Origin of the sequence: Vibrio penaeicida (genome assembly GCF_030689305.1) — a bacterium.
In the GTDB taxonomy this organism is placed as follows: domain Bacteria; phylum Pseudomonadota; class Gammaproteobacteria; order Enterobacterales; family Vibrionaceae; genus Vibrio; species Vibrio penaeicida_B.
The window spans coordinates 58,775-79,059 of sequence record NZ_JAUYVM010000022.1 but is presented as its reverse complement, the minus strand read 5'-3'; the positions used below and the strand labels follow the sequence as shown (position 1 = coordinate 79,059).

Annotated in this window: 18 protein-coding genes and 1 tRNA gene; 12 read left to right on the top strand and 7 right to left on the bottom strand. The window is 43.0% G+C overall.

Annotated features, from left to right (window positions below; genetic code table 11):
- Positions 1–70: 70 nt before the first annotated feature.
- Positions 71–487 carry a lactoylglutathione lyase gene (gene gloA, locus Q8W40_RS24660; protein WP_126606655.1) on the top strand — a complete coding sequence of 139 codons (417 nt, stop codon included), beginning with the start codon at positions 71–73 and terminating at the stop codon, positions 485–487.
- A gap of 197 nt (positions 488–684) precedes the next feature.
- Positions 685–1,122, top strand: a complete 438-nt coding sequence (locus tag Q8W40_RS24655; protein WP_104401871.1) for a DUF2753 domain-containing protein — start codon at positions 685–687, stop codon at positions 1,120–1,122.
- Between the two features lie 109 nt (positions 1,123–1,231).
- Here the strand turns inward: Q8W40_RS24655 and motY are convergent, their stop codons facing one another.
- A complete protein-coding gene (gene motY, locus Q8W40_RS24650; RefSeq protein ID WP_370693428.1) occupies positions 1,232–2,086 on the bottom strand; it encodes a flagellar protein MotY in 855 nt (284 codons plus the stop codon).
- A 234-nt stretch (positions 2,087–2,320) separates the two neighbouring features.
- Here motY and rnt point away from each other — a divergent pair, with 234 nt between their 5' ends.
- Positions 2,321–2,971 carry a ribonuclease T gene (gene rnt, locus Q8W40_RS24645; RefSeq protein ID WP_305401041.1) on the top strand — a complete coding sequence of 217 codons (651 nt, stop codon included), beginning with the start codon at positions 2,321–2,323 and terminating at the stop codon, positions 2,969–2,971.
- Positions 2,972–3,043: 72 nt separating this feature from the next.
- Positions 3,044–4,369 (top strand): Na+/H+ antiporter family protein, encoded by a 1,326-nt coding sequence (locus Q8W40_RS24640; protein ID WP_305401040.1) that lies wholly within the window; start codon positions 3,044–3,046, stop codon positions 4,367–4,369.
- Between the two features lie 156 nt (positions 4,370–4,525).
- Here Q8W40_RS24640 and Q8W40_RS24635 read toward each other — a convergent pair whose 3' ends face one another.
- The gene (locus Q8W40_RS24635; protein WP_101112585.1) at positions 4,526–4,858 is read right to left on the bottom strand and encodes a Grx4 family monothiol glutaredoxin; all 333 of its coding nucleotides are present in this window, start codon (positions 4,856–4,858) and stop codon (positions 4,526–4,528) included.
- 332 nt (positions 4,859–5,190) lie between these two features.
- Here Q8W40_RS24635 and sodB point away from each other — a divergent pair, with 332 nt between their 5' ends.
- The 4 genes from sodB to Q8W40_RS24615 all read left to right on the top strand — a co-directional run bounded on the left by sodB (position 5,191) and on the right by Q8W40_RS24615 (position 8,825).
- Positions 5,191–5,775 (top strand): superoxide dismutase [Fe], encoded by a 585-nt coding sequence (gene sodB / locus Q8W40_RS24630; protein ID WP_101112586.1) that lies wholly within the window; start codon positions 5,191–5,193, stop codon positions 5,773–5,775.
- A 145-nt stretch (positions 5,776–5,920) separates the two neighbouring features.
- Entirely contained in the window at positions 5,921–7,237 is a 1,317-nt protein-coding gene (locus tag Q8W40_RS24625) for a 3-deoxy-D-manno-octulosonic acid transferase (protein WP_305401038.1), read from the top strand.
- Between the two features lie 145 nt (positions 7,238–7,382).
- Positions 7,383–7,886 carry a VC2046/SO_2500 family protein gene (locus Q8W40_RS24620; RefSeq protein ID WP_305401036.1) on the top strand — a complete coding sequence of 168 codons (504 nt, stop codon included), beginning with the start codon at positions 7,383–7,385 and terminating at the stop codon, positions 7,884–7,886.
- 258 nt (positions 7,887–8,144) lie between these two features.
- Positions 8,145–8,825 (top strand): SDR family oxidoreductase, encoded by a 681-nt coding sequence (locus tag Q8W40_RS24615; RefSeq protein ID WP_101112588.1) that lies wholly within the window; start codon positions 8,145–8,147, stop codon positions 8,823–8,825.
- A gap of 148 nt (positions 8,826–8,973) precedes the next feature.
- Here Q8W40_RS24615 and adhE read toward each other — a convergent pair whose 3' ends face one another.
- Entirely contained in the window at positions 8,974–11,691 is a 2,718-nt protein-coding gene (gene adhE / locus Q8W40_RS24610) for a bifunctional acetaldehyde-CoA/alcohol dehydrogenase (RefSeq protein ID WP_305401033.1), read from the bottom strand.
- A gap of 816 nt (positions 11,692–12,507) precedes the next feature.
- Between adhE and Q8W40_RS24605 the strand changes: the two genes are divergently transcribed.
- Complete coding sequence (locus Q8W40_RS24605; RefSeq protein ID WP_305401031.1) at positions 12,508–13,386, top strand: ion transporter; 879 nt, start codon at positions 12,508–12,510, stop codon at positions 13,384–13,386.
- On the opposite strand, the gene Q8W40_RS24600 is transcribed toward Q8W40_RS24605, so the two are convergent.
- The 4 genes from Q8W40_RS24600 to yejK all read right to left on the bottom strand — a co-directional run bounded on the left by Q8W40_RS24600 (position 13,370) and on the right by yejK (position 17,917).
- The gene (locus Q8W40_RS24600) at positions 13,370–13,879 is read right to left on the bottom strand and encodes a hypothetical protein (RefSeq protein WP_305401030.1); all 510 of its coding nucleotides are present in this window, start codon (positions 13,877–13,879) and stop codon (positions 13,370–13,372) included. The two genes, Q8W40_RS24605 and Q8W40_RS24600, sit on opposite strands and share 17 nt — an antisense overlap.
- Positions 13,880–14,094: 215 nt before the next feature.
- On the bottom strand, positions 14,095–15,207 hold the full coding sequence (asd, locus tag Q8W40_RS24595) for an aspartate-semialdehyde dehydrogenase (protein WP_305401028.1): 1,113 nt from the start codon (positions 15,205–15,207) through the stop codon (positions 14,095–14,097).
- A gap of 237 nt (positions 15,208–15,444) precedes the next feature.
- Complete coding sequence (locus tag Q8W40_RS24590) at positions 15,445–16,845, bottom strand: Hpt domain-containing protein (protein WP_305401027.1); 1,401 nt, start codon at positions 16,843–16,845, stop codon at positions 15,445–15,447.
- Between the two features lie 70 nt (positions 16,846–16,915).
- The gene (yejK, locus tag Q8W40_RS24585; RefSeq protein ID WP_305401026.1) at positions 16,916–17,917 is read right to left on the bottom strand and encodes a nucleoid-associated protein YejK; all 1,002 of its coding nucleotides are present in this window, start codon (positions 17,915–17,917) and stop codon (positions 16,916–16,918) included.
- Positions 17,918–18,000: 83 nt separating this feature from the next.
- Here yejK and Q8W40_RS24580 point away from each other — a divergent pair, with 83 nt between their 5' ends.
- From Q8W40_RS24580 to Q8W40_RS24570, 3 genes are all read left to right on the top strand, one after another.
- Complete coding sequence (locus Q8W40_RS24580; RefSeq protein ID WP_101112594.1) at positions 18,001–18,228, top strand: YejL family protein; 228 nt, start codon at positions 18,001–18,003, stop codon at positions 18,226–18,228.
- A 25-nt stretch (positions 18,229–18,253) separates the two neighbouring features.
- Complete coding sequence (locus tag Q8W40_RS24575; protein ID WP_305401025.1) at positions 18,254–20,050, top strand: DUF3413 domain-containing protein; 1,797 nt, start codon at positions 18,254–18,256, stop codon at positions 20,048–20,050.
- An 86-nt stretch (positions 20,051–20,136) separates the two neighbouring features.
- Positions 20,137–20,213, top strand: a tRNA-Pro gene (locus tag Q8W40_RS24570).
- Positions 20,214–20,285: the final 72 nt, after the last annotated feature.

Genomic DNA, 20,285 nt, shown 5'->3' with positions numbered 1-20,285 from the left:
CTTTGAGAGCGCGCAAGTATTCGATATTCTTGAACAACTCTTAACGATGAAAGAATTCTGGAGAACAACAATGTCAAACGGACGCATTCTACACACCATGATTCGTGTTGGTGATCTTGACCGCTCAATCGAGTTTTACACCAAGGTTCTAGGCATGAAGCTTCTGCGCACCAATGAAAATGAGAAATACAAATACACACTCGCCTTTTTGGGATATTCAGACGAATCTGAAGGTGCGGTGATAGAATTAACGTACAACTGGGGTACAACTGAATATGACCTAGGCACAGCATTTGGTCATGTGGCACTCGGTTTTGATGATATCTATCAAACTTGTGATGCTATTCGTGAAGCAGGTGGCAACATTACGCGTGAGCCTGGTCCAGTAAAAGGCGGAACGACCCATATTGCGTTTGTTAAAGACCCAGATGGCTATATGATCGAATTGATTCAAAACAAATCAGCATCTGCTGGCTTGAAAGGCTAACTGAATAATTTACGTCTGTAGAGACGAACTTTATACACGCCTCTTTCTAGGTAATTTCCTGTCTCCATTTCAGATGAAATTACCGAATAGAGTTCGACTATTAGAGCATTATAAATAAAGCCATCACTTTACATGAAAACAATTATCATTTAATATATTTGGAATATATGTTTTATGATCGTACGGAAGAATTGACAATGAATGTTAGAGACTGGGAACAGCATACACTGAAGGCCGATGTCGCCTTGCAGGAACAAGATTTTCTGCGCAGTATCATTCATTACCAGCAAGCTTTAGCCATTTCAGAAAAGCTGATTGATGAGCAAGAAGTCGAGGTCGACGATTTGCTGACGATCAACGTGATCTCTTGCCACAATCTGGCAAAATTCTGGCGCGAGAATGGTGATAACGATTACGAGCTGAAATACTTGCAGCTTGCATCAGAGAAGATTCTCTCTCTGGTTCCTCAGTGTCCTAAAACGCATTGCGATAGCTTTGTAGATTCCCTAGGCTGTTGCCGTAAAGCTCTGATTGATTTCATGAAGCGCCACCCGAATCCAAAAGTTGCCGAGCAAGTACAGCATATCGATACAGCGACAAACTGCGAAATCATTGCTAGCTTCCGCTTAAACTGATCGTACAACTTCCGCACTTTCGTGATATCGAAGAAGCAAATTGTCCCGTCCTAATACAAAAAAAGAAGCGCCGATTGGCGCTTCTTTTTTGTTTAACCGGGTCTTTTTACTAAACCTGTGTACGCCCTAACGAAATCACAACTCGGCGGTTCTTATCTTTGCCAAGAGGAGAGCTGTTATCGGCTACTGGTCTTCTCTCACCAAACCCTTGAACTTCAATTCTATTTTGCGGTAATCCTATCGACTGGAAGTATTCACTCAATACACCCGCTCGGCGCTCGGACAAGCTCTGATTGCCTTTTTTACCACCACTAGAGTCGGTATAAGCCGCAACCAAAACCAAATCGATGTCCTTGTTGTGTTTCACGTACTCGGCAATTTTGGCCAGCCGTTTTTGTGAGGCTTTGTTCAATTGATCACTGTTACGATCATAATGCAAAATCGTAAAGGAAATATCTTCAAAGCTGTACGGTAATAGTTGGCTAATGCACATACTGAAAGCATTATAGGAATGTTGGAACAGTACTGATGAAAGCGCAACCTCTACCCTTTTATCGCGGCTTTGCCAATCGGCGTAACCAAAGGTTGGATAGCGCCCCTTTTCAAGTTCGGAGAGAAGTCCCCAAGCAGTTTGCCCCCCAATGTAACCATCAAACTGCTTGAAGAACTTCAAATTGGAAATCTGTTCTGCGTTTTCTCCCGCTCTCCATATGGGCGGCATTGATACCAATGAAACGTTGCGAGTTTCTCCCATAGGGCGATACATTTTTAATTCAAAGTCGAGATTGATTTTCTTGCTAGCACGAGAAGTAAACACAGCTGAGCCGTAATTAGGTATGGGATGCACTAATTGGCACTCCAATGGTGTATTCACCGACATTTCCCATTTTGACTGACCAGGATTAGCCACATAACGAGTTTGCATGGCGGATGCACTGCTCGACGCCACCATAGCTAAACCCATAAGGCTAAAATTGAACCACATGTTTTTCTTCATTACTGTCTCTTCTTTCATCAAAACGGCTTGGCGTTGCCGCTTTTGCCATAAAAGCCCCTCTAATTGACGCTTTTATGTAAATTTACATTATCAATGCAAAAACCCCGCCAGATTTTCTGTTCCTCTTTAGAATGGATTAAGTATCGCTAAACGGTATCGCTTGGGTATAATGCGATGCTTGTCACATGGAACAGAATAAATATGACTGAGATAAACAGCGACCTTACATTGAAACAACGCTTTAGAGGCTACTTCCCTGTCGTGATTGACGTGGAAACAGCTGGATTTAATGCAAAAACCGATGCACTTCTTGAAATTTGTGCCGTCACGTTAAAAATGGATGATGAGGGCAACTTAGTACCAGCGTCGACCATTCATTTCAATGTCGCGCCGTTTGAAGGGGCAAACTTGGAAAAAGAAGCGCTTGAATTCAATGGAATTCGCGACCCGTTCAGTCCTCTTCGAGGAGCAGTCACAGAAGCCGAAGCACTAAAAGAGATATATAAGCTGGTGCGTAAGGAACAAAAAGCGGCAGACTGTAATCGTGCCATTATCGTTGCCCATAATGCGACGTTTGATCATAACTTTGTTATGGCGGCAAGCGAGAGAAGCAAACTCAAACGAGTCCCTTTCCACCCGTTCGCAACGTTTGATACAGCAACCCTAAGTGGTCTTGCCTACGGTCAAACTGTATTGGCAAAAGCATGTAAGGTAGCTGGAATGGAGTTCGATAACAAAGAAGCTCACTCGGCGCTTTACGATACAGAAAAAACCGCAGAGTTGTTTTGTGGCATCGTAAACAAATGGAAAGCACTGGGTGGGTGGCCACTTCATACAGAAACAGAATCTTAATACCGTTATTTCACAACAATAAATTTTAAAACTTATTCGCAAACACTACATCTAAAACTACCTGAGAAATATATGAACCCCGTTGTAATTTCTGTGTGCATCATGTTGGTACTCGCTCTTATGCGCGTCAACGTTGTCGTTGCACTCACTTTTAGCGCCGTCGTTGGCGGTCTTGTATCTGGAATGTCACTCAATGAAGCGGTATCCGCATTTGAAAGCGGTCTGGGCGGCGGAGCAACCATCGCTCTAAGCTATGCCATGCTTGGTACATTTGCTGTGGCAATTTCGAAGTCTGGCATTACCGATATGCTCGCCAACGCCGTTATCCGAAAGATAAATGGCTCGGAAAGTAAAACAGCGTCCACTGGATTGAAATACTTCATTCTCGTTGCGCTCATTTTAGTTACCATGTCGTCTCAAAACATCATTCCCGTGCACATTGCGTTCATCCCCATTCTAATCCCACCTCTCTTGCAAGTGTTCGTCAAATTCAAGTTAGACAGACGTTTAATTGCTTGCTTGCTCACGTTTGGGTTGATCACCCCTTACATGGTTTTACCTATTGGATTTGGTGGGATTTTTCTAAACAACATCTTGCTTAAGAACTTGCACGACAACGGTTTGGATGTCGTGGCATCGCAAGTTCCTGTTGCCATGTTACTGCCTGCAGCAGGAATGATATTTGGCTTACTCACGGCGTTGTTCTTTAGTTACAGCAAGCCACGGAACTATAAAGAGATAAAGTTAGATAACGCAGCTCACAATCAACAACCAGAAGTGAAAAGCAAAAACATTTGGATTGCTATAATCGGCATTGTGACAGCACTTGCCGTGCAACTGGCTACTGGTTCAATGATTATTGGTGCCTTAGCGGGCTTTATGGTGTTCACATTTGGTGGCGTTATTGCGTGGAAAGAAACGCAAGATGTTTTCACTAAAGGGGTACACATGATGGCAATGATAGGTTTTATCATGATAGCTGCCGCCGGATTTGCAGCCGTAATGAAACAAACGGGAGGCGTTGAATCTCTAGTAGAAGCGCTTTCTACCTCTATTGGGGATAACAAGCCCTTGGCCGCGCTGTTAATGTTGATTGTCGGCTTACTGGTCACCATGGGCATTGGCTCATCGTTTTCGACCATTCCTATCTTGGCAACGATTTATGTACCGTTAGCCATTGCATTTGGTTTCTCTCCCCTTGCAACGGTAGCTTTGGTCGGCACAGCAGCTGCATTAGGAGATGCAGGTTCACCTGCATCAGATTCCACATTGGGGCCTACATCTGGACTAAATGCGGATGGGCAGCATGAACATATATGGGAAACCGTGGTTCCGACATTTGTTCACTACAATATACCGCTCATCGCCTTTGGCTGGATTGCAGCGATGGTGTTGTAGTTTTTATAGCAGCCCCTAACACTTATTGTTTTTAAAAGAACTGTTGAACTAAAAAAGGCTTGGTGATCGAAATCACCAAGCCTTTTCTTTCTTTTGTATACAAAAAGCTTAAATACAGAAAGCTTAAGTACAGAAAATTCTTAAGCGCAAAAAATATTATTCTGCGTCTTCAATTTTCGCTGCAGCTTCTTTAATAAGAGGCTGTAGTTCACCTTTCTGGAACATCTCAATGATGATATCGCAACCACCAACTAGCTCACCTTCAACCCAAAGCTGTGGGAATGTCGGCCACTGAGCGTATTTTGGTAGCTCTGCGCGGATATCCGGGTTTTGCAGAATGTCTACATATGCGAATTTCTCGCCACAAGCCATAAGCGCTTGAGAAGCTTGAGAAGAAAAACCGCAGCTTGGCAGTTTTGGTGAGCCTTTCATGTAAAGAAGGATTGTATTTTCAGCAATCTGTTGCTTGATTTTGTCGATGGTTTCCATTGCGTCCTCGTTAATGGATGCGTTAACTATTCAGACCATTCTACTGGTTTAAGTCAGAATAAAAAGTCCTTAATGACTAGGGTTATTAGTTTTTAATCTATCAGACACTGTGTTCCCATTCTAAGTTTTAAAAAACTCTCTGCTTTTTCTTTTAATAAAGTAAAAACTTGCTAAACTAAATCAAAAATTTGCGCTGAACTTAGTATCTTGAGTTTTCTTGGATACAGACAGTATTGGCTCATATAAAAGTCAAAAAGACTTAATAATAAAATACACACTGGAAGCAATCCGAAAGAGGTAGCACTCTTTCACATACAATGGAGAATCGAGCAATGGCATTTGAACTACCAGCTCTTCCTTACGCTAAAGATGCGCTAGAACCACATATTTCTGCGGAAACTTTAGATTTTCACCACGGCAAACACCACAACACATATGTGGTAAAGCTGAACGGTCTAGTACCTGGTACTGAATTTGAAAACAAATCTCTTGAAGAAATCATCAAATCTTCAACGGGCGGTATTTTCAACAATGCAGCACAGATCTGGAACCACACGTTTTACTGGCACTGCCTAGCACCAAATGCTGGTGGCGAACCTACTGGTGCAGTAGCTGACGCTATCAACGCATCATTCGGATCTTTCGAAGAGTTCAAAGCAAAGTTCACTGATTCTGCAATCAATAACTTTGGTTCTTCTTGGACTTGGCTTGTGAAAAAGTCTGATGGTTCTTTGGACATCGTTAACACTTCAAACGCAGCGACACCACTTACAGAAGAAGGTATTACTCCTCTTCTGACTGTTGATCTGTGGGAACACGCTTACTACATCGATTTCCGTAATGTTCGTCCTGATTACATGGGTGCATTCTGGGCGTTGGTTAACTGGGATTTCGTAGCAGAAAACCTAGCAAAGTAAGATTGTATTACTGAAAAATTCGAACCCACGCTTGTTGCGTGGGTTTTTTTGTACTCTTTACTCACTCAGTGCGATTTGTAACTTGATGTAAACATGTAAAAAGGTAGGATATTCACCATATCTCCTAATCCTTCAAAGGCACACTGTGAAATTTGACGCTTATTTAGAAAAGCACTTTCAAATTCTGTTCTTTCTTATTTTGGCTGCTGGTACTCTCTTTTCCATTTATTACTCGGGAAACCAACTGCTAGATGGCGACCAAGACCAAATGCTTCTAAAAGGCTATATGGGCGCTTACGCCGGTAATTGGCTTCCGTTTGGCAACTATGGCAGCACGGTAGGCAATGTACCTGGTTATCTCTCAGCATTGGTTGTGGGTGGTCCTCTTCTTTTATGGGATTCTCCTTGGGCTCCAATGGCCTTTTTGATCGCCATCCGTATTGCTTCTGTTTTTATCTTGGATGCCGTTCTTAAACATTATTTCTCTAAGCCCGTACGATTGGTTTTTGTATTGCTCGTTTGGTTTAGCCCATGGATGCAATACGACAACGTCCTCTATAACCCTTCTTACCTTCTGTTTTTTGCCGCACTTCATTTTTGGACAGCTTTCAAAATGCGTGAGGGAGTATCTTTTGGGTACAGCTTCTTGCATGTGCTTTCCATCGGTATGGCAATGCAACTTCATTTCTCATGGCCGTTGTTAGCATTTGTCTCGTTTTATTTGCTGTATCGTGGCTTAGGGAAAGTTTCTTGGATAGGCGTTATTTGTGGGATTTTGGTGACAGGGGCTTCATTGATTCCATATTTCATCGAGATGATGAACAACGATCAAATTGTTCAGGAAAGCGACCGCTATATCGGCTACGGATTAACCCATGTATATCCTGTATTAAAATCTGTGCTTTATTGGATTCGCTATGGATCCATGATGTTCTCTAACAAGGCCATCGCAAATAGTACATTTGAATGGATCACGACAATAGAGTTTGCTCGATTAGCGTTAGTCTACATCTGGAAAGCTTGGGTATTTGGAGTGGGTGCATTTACCGTTGTCGTGTCTGCTCGCTATAGCTGGCGTTTCTGGAAACACGTGAAGCCTATGATTCGAAAATCTGAAGGCGTCGCGACTAAAGAAGATTGGCTACCACTTTATGCTTTTGGTGTCTTTGTTGCGATTCTGATATGTGCTGCATTGGCCCCTATCACATTCAACTATTGGCACTTAATGCTCGCCTACCCTTTTGCCATCATCCCTATTCTATACGGTGTTAAGCAGTTTTTAGAAAGCAAACCAGAGCGCTTTAAGTTGTTCTTCTTGATTGCGGTTTGTCATCTGGTGTTGGTGAATATCGTCGCGTCTAACGACAGTAGGAAATACTCATCATCCGCCAGTTATGTTGAGCAAGTGAATAAGTTTGTAAAAGATCATCATTCTGTGATTTACAAAAAGAGTGAGAACTAAAGATACCAAGTAACTTGCGAAATACTCTCTTAGATCAGAAATAGGCGACCATTTGGTCGCCTATTTTACTAAGTCGAAAAAAACTCAAAATTTCCTAAAGTTAACGATTCTCCTGCCGCTAAAAGAACATCGAGCGAGGAGCGTCATGAACATTCATACATTAGACAAAGCGGCTATCATTAGCGAACTCAATGTAGGCTCTGGCATCAGCCAGGCAGTCAACACTGGGCGACGCGCCGACTTTGCTTTACTTGTATCCATGTTTTCAAACGATGTTCGAGACAATACCCCCGTTGAAGCCGTTGAGACTCAAGAAATCAGCGATGATAGATTGAGACAACAGTTTGACTTAGCGGAACCTCAGGCACTTCGTTCTAATGAAGAATCCTATGAACGTTCTGCACTGCAGGCAAATTTATTTCATAAATCGGGTATCGCTAGCGCAAGACTCGCTCACGGACTTTCCCCTGATGCTCTAGCCTACTTACCTCAAGGCACTCATGATCTACCTGAAGAGGTTTATCACAACCTCTCAGGCCACGAACGCCGCAAACTTGCTGAAACAACGGCCACCAACGTCGTTCCTCAGGAAATCTACAAGCAAATGTCTGAAGCAAGCCTATTACACAAACTTAAGATGTCGGCTTAATCTAAGCCAAGATGCAATCTCATTTATGAGACATTTTTCAGATCGCAAGCATTTCTAGCGAGACTCAAATCATAAAGAATCACCCCAAAACCCTTTCATCAGAAAACTATGATGTTATTCACATCATGCGCTCAATATTTTACCCATGATAGTTATTCACACGTTACTCCGCGCTTAATAACGACTTATCCAGAGTTCAGTGTGAATAACTTAAAGAACCAAATAATAACAATACTTTAACTAGAGTGAGGTATCCCAATGGATATACGAAACTCAGTGGTTTTAATCACTTCTGCAGGTTCAGGGCTAGGCAGTACATTAGCAGTGCATTTTACCTCTTTAGGGGCTCGCGTTGTTGTCGCTGACACAGATTCGATAGCGCTTTTAGAAACCGTAAAACGCTGCCGCACTTTGTCTGACAGTATTTACTATTACCCGCTTCCAGACCACTCTTCCGAGAGTATTCAGTCTTTGTTTAATTACATTGACGAGCGGTTTCCAAATGGCGTTGATGTGCTGATTAATAATTGGCCCAGCATGCCGCTTCCAAGACTATTTGGTAGTGAACAAGGAGAGGAGTTCACCCACAAATTGTCGTCATTGGCTTCGTCCCTGTATGGTTACGGGAAAGCCAGTGCTCTGAGGATGCGCATGCATAAAAAATCGGGGGTTATTGTAAATTTAACTTCTCACCAGCAACACAATCTGCCGGAAGGGCACGAGAATGTTTCTGCGATGATTGTTGGATTTACTCAAACATGGGCGAAAGAGCTCGACCCGTTTAACATCCGTGTGGGTGGTGTCATACCCACACAATTTCGCACTAAGGACAGTGCCAATGGTGATTGGGCATACGTGCAGGATGAAATGATTAGAAACACTGAATACATAGTCTCAAATGACTATTTTAATGGTCGCGTAATGGCTTCAGAAGCATAGAAAACCTGAGCTCAGGTTAGATAAACACACAACTTATTCACGACTTTTTATCAGGAACGATACAGAAAAAGCTCCACCAAATGGTGGAGCTTTGTTTTTTCCCGAAAGGTTATCGAGTGCTAGCGAAAACCTTTTTTAAGCATCTTGCTTATGCTTCAGCTTTTACTTTCTTTGTTGCTTTCGCCGCTGCTTTCGCTGCTGGCTTTGCAGCAACTTGGTCTGCTTTTTTCTTAATTACAGTTGTACCTTCGAAAGTTTCACCTTCAATGTATGGCTTACCGTAGTATGCAGACAACATCACTTCTTTCAGCTCAGAAATTAGAGGGTAACGTGGGTTCGCACCAGTACATTGGTCATCGAACGCGTCTACCGCTAGTTCATCAATCTTCGCTAGGAAATCAGCTTCGTTCACACCTGCAGCTTGGATAGACTTAGGAATGTCCAAGTTATCTTTAAGCTCGTCCAACCAACCTAGAAGACGCTCGATCTTCTGAGCAGTGCGGTCACCTGGTTGAGTTAGGTCTAGGTGGTCTGCAACTTCAGCGTAACGACGGCGCGCTTGTGGGCGGTCGTACTGAGAGAATGCAGTCTGCTTAGTTGGGTTGTCGTTTGCGTTGTAACGTACAACGTTATCAATCAACATTGCGTTAGTCATACCGTGAGCAAGATGGAACTCAGCACCAATCTTATGCGCCATTGAGTGACAAACACCTAGGAATGCATTGGCAAACGCAACACCAGCGATAGTTGCAGCATTGTGAACTTTCTCACGAGCAATCGGGTCGTTAGAACCGTTCGCATAGCTAGATGGTAGGTACTCTTTTAGCATCTTAAGCGCTTGTAGAGCTTGGCCATCTGAATATTCGTTCGCAAGAACTGATACATAAGCTTCAAGTGCGTGAGTTACTGCATCGTAACCACCAAATGCACAAAGAGACTTAGGCATGTTCATTACTAGGTTAGCATCAATGATAGCCATTTGAGGCGTTAGTTCGTAGTCGGCTAGTGGGTATTTCGCGCCAGTTTTGTCGTCGGTAACAACCGCAAATGGAGTTACTTCTGAACCTGTACCTGAAGTGGTTGGGATACAGACCATTTCCGCTTTCTTACCCATTTTAGGGAACTTGTAGATACGTTTACGGATATCCATAAAGCGCATTGCAAGGTCTTCAAATGCTGTTTCTGGGTGCTCGTACATTACCCACATGATTTTCGCAGCATCCATTGGTGAACCACCACCAAGCGCGATGATAACATCAGGCTGGAAGCTCTTCATTGAATCGGCACCTTTTTGTACAGCAGACAATACTGGATCCGCTTCTACATCAAAGAACGTTTGAACTTCCATACCGTTCGCTTTCAGGATGCTGATGGTTTCATCTGCGTAACCGTTATTGAAAAGGAAACGGTCTGTTACGATGAATGCACGCTTCTTACCTTCAAGGTCGCCAAGTGCTACTGGAAGGCTACCGCGACGGAAGTAGATAGACTTAGGTAGTTTATGCCACAACATGTTCTCAGCTCGCTTAGCTACAGTTTTCTTGTTAATTAGGTGCTTAGGACCTACGTTCTCAGAGATTGAGTTACCACCCCAAGAACCACAACCCAATGTTAGTGAAGGTGCAACGTTGAAGTTGTACAGGTCACCAATACCACCGTGAGTCGTTGGGATATTGATTAGAATACGAGCTGTTTTCAGTTTGTCGCCGAAGTAACGAACACGGTCTGCGTTCTTGTCTTGGTCAGTGTACAAACCAGATGTGTGACCGATACCGCCAATCTCAACCATTGTTACCGCTTGAGCCACCGCGTCTTCGAAGTCATCAGCGCGGAATAAACCAAGAGTTGGAGACAATTTCTCGTGAGCGAACTCATCGTCGTATGAAACTTTACCCAAACCTTCACCAACAAGTACTTTCGTGTCTGCTGGTACTGTGACACCTGCCATTTCAGCGATAGCTGGCGCTGGCTGCCCTACGATTTTTGCGTTTAGGTTACCTTCGATTAGAAGAACTTTACGTACTTTCGCTGCTTCGTCTTTGCTTAGAACGTAAGCTTTGTGAGAAGCAAAACGCTCTTTCACTTCGTCGTATACTTCGTCTACTACGATAGCTGCCTGCTCTGAAGCACATACAACACCGTTATCGAAAGTCTTAGACATCAGGATAGAAGCGACTGCACGCTTGATGTCTGCAGTTTCGTCGATGACGACAGGAACGTTACCTGCGCCAACACCGATGGCTGGTTTACCAGAAGAGTATGCCGCTTTAACCATGCCTGGACCACCAGTCGCAAGGATAAGTGCAATGTCATCATGCTTCATCAGCGCATTAGAAAGCTCAACAGAAGGCTGGTCGATCCAACCAATGATGTCTTTTGGCGCGCCTGCAGCGACTGCCGCATCTAGAACAAGCTTCGCAGCATCATTTGTAGAGTTCTTTGCACGAGGGTGTGGCGAGAAAATAATCGCATTGCGCGTCTTCAAAGAAATAAGAGATTTGAAGATAGCCGTAGAAGTTGGGTTAGTTGTTGGCACGATACCGCAGATGATGCCGACAGGCTCTGCGATGGTCATTGTACCAAGGCTCTCGTCTTCGTCTAGAACACCACATGTTTTTTCATCTTTATACTTATTGTAGATGTACTCAGAAGCAAAGTGGTTTTTGATAACCTTATCTTCAACAATACCCATACCAGACTCTTCTACCGCTTGCTGTGCTAGAGGAATACGAGCTTGGTTAGCGGCTAGAGATGCTGCGCGGAAAATTTTGTCTACTTGCTCTTGAGAGAAAGTAGCAAATTCTGCTTGAGCCGCTTTAACACGTGCGACCATTGCATCAAGTTCAGCCAGATTAGTTACAGGCATAATGAATCTCCTAAAATAGAAAAATATTAAAAACTTTTTATTAAGGTTGCTGCCTTAAGTTTTCAACGTTTCGTCAATCGCTTATCGAACCACAGTCTTAGTAAATTGCTTTCAGGACTGAGTATAATATTTCAGGGTATGAAAAAAATTGACTCAGATCAGTTATGAAAAATTAAATACTACTTACTGGGTACATGAAAAAGGAAATTTAAAATAAGTGATTGATAATTAAGTATATTTGAGCAAATAATAATGTGCTCAAAAATGAATCAAACAAATAATTAAATACAAAAAAACAACAGTACTCTGTAAGAAAATTTCATTTTTGTTCATTTCTAGAACAAAACACTCCAATTCCACACTTGAGCTGCAACTGGTTACTCAACCATGCAACCTTTTCAGACAGATGAACACAACGTGTTTTTTAATAACTTTTCATATTCGTACAAAACATCTTTCATTTCCACTTATTTCACAGCCTGTAACACATTCATCACCCCATGCTGGCAACGAGTAACGAATACACTTCCGAACAGAGTAAATCGTTAGAATACACTTCACCTACAGAAGATAATTCCCCTACCTTTTAGGTGACTTTTAAGGTGGCTTTTATGCCACATCCAAACGCGTTTTTTCTAACCGAAGATATGAGAGAAAACCCGTCTGGCGAGTTGAACGTTGTAGTCTTAGAACGCATATTTAGCCTATATGCCCAATACGTTAACGGTTACACACCATTTTTTGCATTGTACTTGGGCTTTTTATCTACTCGAATTCGGTTAAAATACGGGCAAGAATTTCAAATATTTATTCAACATGCCAAAACACGCTCTAAAACATCACCTTTACGTCATTATTTTTGGCACTCATACCACTGCAGGTAGAATTTTCGACATAGCGCTTATCATCGCTATTTTGGCATCGTTGACTGTTTTAGTTATAGACTCAACGCTACCAGCAGAGAGCGTATGGTCCACAAGGCTGCTTTATGCAGAGTATGTCTTTACAGCATTGTTCACAGTCGAATACCTGCTCAGGCTGTATTGCTCACCAAAACCCAGCGCGTACGCCAAAAGCTTTTATGGTGTCATCGACCTGCTAGCCATATTGCCCACTTACTTTGTGCTCCTTTTCCCTTCTGCCTCTTTTATTGCTGTCATTCGCTTACTCCGTGTAATGCGTATTTTCAGAATTTTAAAGTTGGTTCGCTATCTTCAAGATTCCAATCTCCTGCTACGTTCACTGTTGATGTCGCGCCGAAAAATACTGATTTTTTTCAGCACCGTCGCCATTTTGGTCACCATCTTTGGCTCGCTTATCTTTGTAATCGAAGGACCACATAACGGTTTTACAAGTATTCCGCAAAGTATTTACTGGGCCATCGTAACCATTACGACAGTTGGCTATGGAGATCTGGTCCCTCAAACCCCTATCGGTAAGGCCATTGCATCACTCACCATGTTACTGGGTTATTCTATTTTGGCAGTGCCTACGGGGATCATAACGGCTGAGTTGAATCATGAGATGAATGCACATCGAAACCTCGTTAAATGCCCTAACTGTTCGAGCAATGGGCACGAATCGGATGCGCTTTACTGTAAGCATTGTGGAGGAGAATTAGCGTCACCAGACGCGAGAGTTGTACCCGTTGAAGTGAATGAGCCAAAGAAAAATAAAGTCAGCAACCGCGAGTAACGCTTTCGACGATAAATCGGTCGCCCACATACATCGGTGCGGTATACCTGATGTAGCACTGCGTTTCTAAGATACCGTTTCGGCTTGGGTGTTCAACCCATTCGGAACGTGTCAGCAGCCATGAATCTTTTCGATTGGTGTGAACCGCATGATGCGCGACCCAAACCCAAGTTTTGTCGGTATGACGGTATCCCATATTTATATCAACAAAATTCGCTAAGCCACCGATTCTCACGCTTGGGTAACCAAACTGCAGTTGCCCAAACCCTTGCAGCATACCGAATTCATCTTGTTCCACGCCTTCCTCAATAGCTTGTAAGTTAGCCACTTCCGCAGCATGCGTAACCTTACTGGCTAACCCCTCAATGAGCGCTTGATTGTACTCTTTCTGCATACTGAAAAACTTAGGTGCAGCGGTGACTGCCATTAACGAGAACACCGTCATTCCCATTAGTCCTTCAAACATTGAAAACCCATAATTCAGCCTAAGCATTGCCTTTCCTTCAGCTCACAACCCGTACTTTATAACTTGAGTATAGTTGGATGTTAAAAATTGCCAGTCAGAAGTACGTAAACGCTAGGAAATAATTAGGACAGAGCGAACCTGAGAATGTAGAAAAAATGGAAAGGGATTAAGTCAAATTGAAATCAAAAAAAAGCGCTTCTGGATTAGAAGCGCTTTCAAAGGAATCTATGTCATTGAAAATATTACTTTTCAGACAAAATAATTCTTAGTGTTCTACGTAACGGCTCCGCAGCACCCCAAAGTAGCTGATCACCTACGGTAAATGCGTTAAGGAAATCGTCTCCCATCGACATTTTACGTAAACGACCAACAGGGACAGATAATGTGCCAGTTACTTTAGCCGGTGTTAATTCTTGCGCGGTGATATCACGATCGTTTGGAACCACTTTCACCCAGTCATTATGGGTTGCGATCATCTCTTCGATCTCATCCAATGGGATGTTCTGCTTCAGCTTAATCGTTAATGCTTGAGCGTGGCAACGCATTGCACCAATACGAACACATGTGCCATCAACAGGGATTGGTGAGCTTTGAGAACCCAAGATCTTATTTGCCTCTACGCCAGCTTTCCACTCTTCTTTGCTCTGGCCGTTTTCGCGTTTAACGTCAATCCAAGGAATCAAAGAACCCGCAAGAGGTACGCCAAATTGGTCTGTTGGGAAAGAAGAGGCACGCAGTGTTTCTGCTACTTTTTTGTCGATATCGAGAATAGAGCTCGCTGGGTTAGCTAATTCCGTGCTAACTGAATCATTAATCACACCCATTTGAGAGATAAGCTCTCGCATGTTTTTCGCACCAGCGCCAGAAGCCGCTTGATAAGTCATTGCACTCATCCACTCAATGTGGCCTTTTTCGTATAGCCCACCTAATGCCATAAGCATCAAGCTAACCGTACAGTTACCGCCAACAAATGTGTTTGTACCGCCATGAATACCTTGCTGAATTTGCGCTAGGTTAACGGGATCAAGTGTAATAATGGAGTCTTCAGCCATACGCAGCGTAGACGCTGCATCTATCCAGTAACCTTTCCAACCCGCCTGACGCAAGGCTGGGTATACTTTCTCTGTATAGCTGCCACCCTGGCAAGTAATAACGGCATCAAGCTGTTTCAAGCTTTCAATATCAAATGCATCTTGAAGAACACCAGCCTCTTTACCAAAGTTTGGGGCTGGAATACCAACCTGTGAGGTGCTGTAAAAAACTGGCTCGATGACATCAAAGTCTTTTTCTTCGACCATTCTCTGCATCAGAACCGAACCGACCATACCACGCCAGCCTACAAGACCTACTCTCATTGTTTACACTCCATGTCTCTTTTCAAACAAACTCCCCCATCTATAAGATTTTTGAGACATGAAAACAAGCCTTTTCACCCTAAATACACAAAAAAGCCACGATACAGAGGAAATTGACGACTTTTGGAATTGTTTACTTCGTCAGAATTAAAGAAGTAGCAGGTGCGGAGATTTGCGAAACGGGGTTAAAAACAAAAACACCATGGAAATTCCATGGTGTCTTTTTCTATCAATAATCTAAGCGGTATTCACTGCGCCCAAGTAAGATTCAACATCGTCTACAGTAAGCTTCAAACATCGCTCAAGCTCTAATATTGATTGCTCCGACGGAAAAGCGCCCTCTTTCAAAATATTCTCTATTTCGGCGCAAATGTCTCTAAGGCTGGTAGCACCTAAATTACCTGCAACGCCTTTTAAGCTATGCGCGATACGATGTGCCTGATCTTTTTCTTTTTTCAGTGCATCTTTTAGCTTGTTCACATCATCGCCATGGTCTTGCAAAAATACATTGAGGACCATCAAAACAGACTCTTCATCCTGATCAAAGGTTTCAAGCATCGTCTCTGGGTCAAAACCACTCGGAAGAGCCGTATTTGACACGTTGACAGGATCATTCGTACTCGTCGAGCCCTTGCTTTCATCCGGCAAAACGAATGGCTCATGAGAGCCTGTTTTTTGGGAGCGCGTGCTTTGAAAATCAGAATTTTGAAGGCTCTCACTTCTGACAAGTGGAGCACCATCCATTTCGTTAGTTACAGTATAATTCGATGTACTCGCCTCTTGAGCTATAGAGGTGTTTTTAGATTGACTGCCTAGTTCATCTCCCTCGGATTTTGTACTTACTGTCCTTAATAGAGCAGGTCGAGATACCCCACTATACACAAACCAAGAGAGAGCAAAAATCAACACCCCACCCAAGAGAAGGGTAAGCGTAAAAATCCTTTTCTCAGACTCCTTAAAACCAAACTTAACCTCATCTATTTCTCGTACTATCGAATGCTTGATGATCTCTTCTGTCACATAGCTAAGCTGCGCGTGCTCAGCCAAAATAATCGAGGATTGAGATAGCAAAGTTTGAATCTGTCTTTTATACGAAGCATCAAATTGCTCAGACCGAAGCATTATCGATTCAAGCGTCATAAAATTGGGAGGGTTAAGGTTGGTATCCGCATAAAATGAGCTAAACATATAAGCACCAAGCTCATTGTAAAGAGTGACTAGCCCATCGGGTACACCTTCACTACTTTTCGCCTTGAGGATTTGATCCGAAAGCCCACGAATGTCCATTGCAACATTCAAATAGTTTTCAGCCCGCTCTACAAATCGATCGGTCAGATAGACCAATTGCGCCGTTTCTGGGCTCCAGAATCCTGCGTTTGTGCCGGACTCTATCTGAACAGCGACGGATTTAACCAGTTCAAGGCTAAGAGACATCTGCTCAATATGCTGAGCTCGAATAGGATCGGGGAAAGAGAGGGTATAGCGGAATTCTTCTATCTGGCTAGACAATAAATCTACAGATTCTGCTTCCTGACGCAACTGGCTAAACTGAACATAAAATACAGTAGAAATAACGCCCCAAATCAACAAGACAGCAAAGATAAGGAACTTAATGTTTTTTTTGCTACTTTCATCCATAAAATAGCTCTTTATTGTACGTGAGTTAATTAAATAAGGTGGCTCTACAACCACCTTACCTATTCGAGTTCTATGAACGACGCGTTAACTGATCTCGCAAGTTAGGCGGCGTACCTTTTAGTGTTAGCGTGTCTGTTTCTGGATCGTAAAAAATGCGCTCGCCTAGCAGCAAACTGTCAAAATTGATAGAAACACCACCACCAGCGCCAACAAACTTCGTTAATTTCCGAACGGTAGAACGGTCACCAGGAAAACTCTCTTCAAGATCATAGCCTTGCTCTTGAGTGTAGTCTAAGAAACTGGTCCCATCATTACTTGTTGGCAATTCGCCAGACAGCTCACGAATTTCGACTTCATCACCTGATTTAATCTGCTCATTACAGTAATCGAAGACTTGCTTACGATATTGAGTGGCTTCTTCTTTTTCAAGTTTTGAGTCCGAGCAAAAATCTTCAACAGCCTGCATGAGAACTTGGTTCTGCACTTTTATATCAAGCCCGACATCCGCTTGGAGGAAATCTAAGAAGAAATCCGAGACTTTACGCCCCACTCTCCCCTTAATAAACGTAAGATACCGGTTCGATTCTTCGTCGGTCGCGTAAGTCGATAGGTCGATTCTTGCCGCAATATCCATTTTGCTGATATCAAGATAGTCTGTTGCACTGATTTCTAGCCCTTCTGTCACTTTCAAGCTTTCATTTGACGGAAGCAAGCCCACAAACAAATATTCCGTCGCAAGTGATTGATACTCAGCAAAAACCAAAATGCCTTCATCCGCAAATGGGTACTTAGACAATTCCTCTTTTAACCGGATAGCACTTATCTGAGAAAAATCGTAAAAGCTCTTCTCATTTTGGCGAAGTTCTTGCAACCATGCTTTAAAATCGCTGTCTGGTTTAAACGTACCAAAGCCTTTACCTGCTTTGCTATTAAAAACCCGATGCAATTCGGCAACAAGGTTTTCGGATGATCCTTCATTTGGAAGTGACTCTTGGCGAAAATTAACAGTCAATTCTTCTTGCTCATTTTTAACCAGCTTATGAAGGATGACGTTTGAAAGATGCAGACTCATAATATTTTTGTCGTGTTCTAGTTTCAGTTGAGAGGGAGAGTAGGTTATCATAAGCCGCTTTTACTATCATTATCAGAGTCTATATGCCGATAACATCTAAATACAGTGACGAACAAGTTGAATCTATCTTGGCTGAGATTGCAGCCGTGCTCGACAAAAACGGCGCAAATACAGAGCTTTCATTGATGATCGCGGGAAATATCGCAACGAATGTCTTAAATCAAAACGTTCCTGCTTCACAACGTAAGGTAATTGCTGAAAAATTCGCTCAAGCACTTATCTCATCCGTCGATAGCGATGCAACGCACTAATTCAATCAATAAGACTGAAATATAAATGGTAGATAGCGAAAATACATACAGTGAACGCGTTTCTCGTCTTGTGAGTTGGGGGCATTGGTTTGCCTTCTTCAATATCATTGCGGCAATGCTGATTGGTACTCGGTACATAACTCAGTCCCCATGGCCCGACACCCTGCTAGGGCAAGTCTATTTAGCCGTATCTTGGCTTGGGCATTTTGCTTTTTTGATTTTTGCTATCTACATATTGGTGCTGTTTCCGCTCACCTTTTTGGTGCCATCGCGGAAATTGTTCCGTTTCCTCTCAGCGTGTTTTGCCACCGCTGGTCTTACTGTCTTACTGCTTGATACTCAGGTTTATCAAAATCTTCACCTTCACTTGAATCCGGTCGTCATGGATTTATTGATGAGTGAAGAAGGTAATTTCACCCCTGAATGGCAACAATTCTTTATTTTCGTGCCCGTCATCTTTTTGATGCAAATAGCCCTGTCTGAATGGGTGTGGCGCAAAAAACGTAAACTTGCACACAAACACATTGGTAAACCGCTGGCTGCTGTTTTCTTCGTGTGTTTTATTGCAAGTCACCTAATCTACATCTGGGCAGATGCATTCTTCTACAACCCAATTACCAGCCAACGCGCAAACTTTCCGCTTTCTTACCCAATGACGGCAAAAAGCTTTATGGAAAAGCACGGATTACTGGATAAAGAAGAATATTTGGACAGACTTGATAGCTATTCTGGCGATGTAAAACTGGTTCAGTACCCGATTGAGCCGTTGGTGTACGAAAGCCGAGGCAAAAACTTAAATGTCTTAATCGTCATGGTCGATAACCTAAGAGCTGATGCCGTTACCGCTGACACCATGCCAACGCTAAACGCCTATGCGAGCCAGCACTTGAACTACACCAACCATTACAGCGCCAGTAATGACATGTACGGCGTATTTGGATTGTTCTACGGCTTGCCAAGCAGCTACGCCGAAAGCATAAAAGCGCAACAAGATGCGCCTTTATTCATCCAGCTGTTGGAAAAGAAAAACTACAACTTTGGCTTGTTTAGTGGCGACAACTTTGCCGACAAGCTTTACCGAGACATTATTTTCAAAGATATTCTGCCGGATGACTTAACAACTTTGGAATCCACTGACGACAAACTAGCTATTTCTAATTGGTCCACTTGGCTAGAGTCTAAACCTAACCAACCGTGGTTTAGCTATGTGGAACTTAATAGTTTAGCCAACTTTGAAACAGCTCATCCAACCCTTCCAGGCAGCCAATTAGAGGCGCAGCTGAAAGAAGGCTATATGAGTTCAACGATGCAAGCAGACCAACTATTGGCATCAATGTTTGAACAGCTAGAAAAATTAGAACTGACCGATAATACCGTGGTGATTGTCACTTCAAATCACGGCACCGAGTTTAATGAAACCAAGAGTAGCTCTTGGGGTTCTAGCACTAACTACAGCCGATTCCAGCTTCAAGTACCTATGATCATTCAATGGCCAGGAAAAGAGGCGGTAGAGTTTACACATAAAACCAGTCATTTGGATTTATCGCCAACGTTGATGCACCAAATCCTTGGTGTCAGTTCAAACCCGACAGACTACAGCAGCGGGCGAAGCCTATTCGATACTGACGAAAGAAGCTGGATAATCGCTGGTAACCGACGTGAAGTTGCAATGATTGCGGATGGGGAAACAACCGTTGTCGACCGTTTTGGTAACTACAAAGTGTACGACTCTGAATACAACAGAAAACGCGACGACAACCCTAAGCTTTCTATCTTGATGCAGGGCTTAACTGAGCAGAAAAGATTTTACACAGAGCAATGACAGGTGAATAAATATCAAGCACTTGTTCATGGTAAAGGCTAAAAATCGTTGACTCATTACAAGAAAACCGATTACATTGTTTTTATCGGACTGTAGCGCAGCTTGGTAGCGCACTGTCATGGGGTGTCAGGGGTCGGAGGTTCAAATCCTCTCAGTCCGACCATGATTTTAGCCCGTAGCTCAATGAGTTACGGGCTTTTTCATTTTATAAAACACTCAAGGGTGGTAACAACGT

Bases quoted from the DNA above. Each gene is read 5' to 3' on its own strand.
- Q8W40_RS24620 (WP_305401036.1), top strand. From the start codon at position 7,383: ATGAACATTCATACATTAGACAAAGCGGCTATCATTAGCGAACTCAAT.
- Q8W40_RS24640 (WP_305401040.1), top strand. From the start codon at position 3,044: ATGAACCCCGTTGTAATTTCTGTGTGCATCATGTTGGTACTCGCTCTT.
- Q8W40_RS24580 (WP_101112594.1), top strand. From the start codon at position 18,001: ATGCCGATAACATCTAAATACAGTGACGAACAAGTTGAATCTATCTTG.
- rnt (WP_305401041.1), top strand. From the start codon at position 2,321: ATGACTGAGATAAACAGCGACCTTACATTGAAACAACGCTTTAGAGGC.
- motY (WP_370693428.1), bottom strand. From the start codon at position 2,086: ATGGGTTTAGCTATGGTGGCGTCGAGCAGTGCATCCGCCATGCAAACT.
- sodB (WP_101112586.1), top strand. From the start codon at position 5,191: ATGGCATTTGAACTACCAGCTCTTCCTTACGCTAAAGATGCGCTAGAA.
- Q8W40_RS24615 (WP_101112588.1), top strand. From the start codon at position 8,145: ATGGATATACGAAACTCAGTGGTTTTAATCACTTCTGCAGGTTCAGGG.
- gloA (WP_126606655.1), top strand. From the start codon at position 71: ATGTCAAACGGACGCATTCTACACACCATGATTCGTGTTGGTGATCTT.
- asd (WP_305401028.1), bottom strand. From the start codon at position 15,207: ATGAGAGTAGGTCTTGTAGGCTGGCGTGGTATGGTCGGTTCGGTTCTG.
- Q8W40_RS24590 (WP_305401027.1), bottom strand. From the start codon at position 16,845: ATGGATGAAAGTAGCAAAAAAAACATTAAGTTCCTTATCTTTGCTGTC.
- adhE (WP_305401033.1), bottom strand. From the start codon at position 11,691: ATGCCTGTAACTAATCTGGCTGAACTTGATGCAATGGTCGCACGTGTT.
- Q8W40_RS24575 (WP_305401025.1), top strand. From the start codon at position 18,254: ATGGTAGATAGCGAAAATACATACAGTGAACGCGTTTCTCGTCTTGTG.
- Q8W40_RS24600 (WP_305401030.1), bottom strand. From the start codon at position 13,879: ATGCTTAGGCTGAATTATGGGTTTTCAATGTTTGAAGGACTAATGGGA.
- Q8W40_RS24635 (WP_101112585.1), bottom strand. From the start codon at position 4,858: ATGGAAACCATCGACAAAATCAAGCAACAGATTGCTGAAAATACAATC.
- Q8W40_RS24655 (WP_104401871.1), top strand. From the start codon at position 685: ATGAATGTTAGAGACTGGGAACAGCATACACTGAAGGCCGATGTCGCC.
- Q8W40_RS24605 (WP_305401031.1), top strand. From the start codon at position 12,508: ATGCCAAAACACGCTCTAAAACATCACCTTTACGTCATTATTTTTGGC.
- yejK (WP_305401026.1), bottom strand. From the start codon at position 17,917: ATGAGTCTGCATCTTTCAAACGTCATCCTTCATAAGCTGGTTAAAAAT.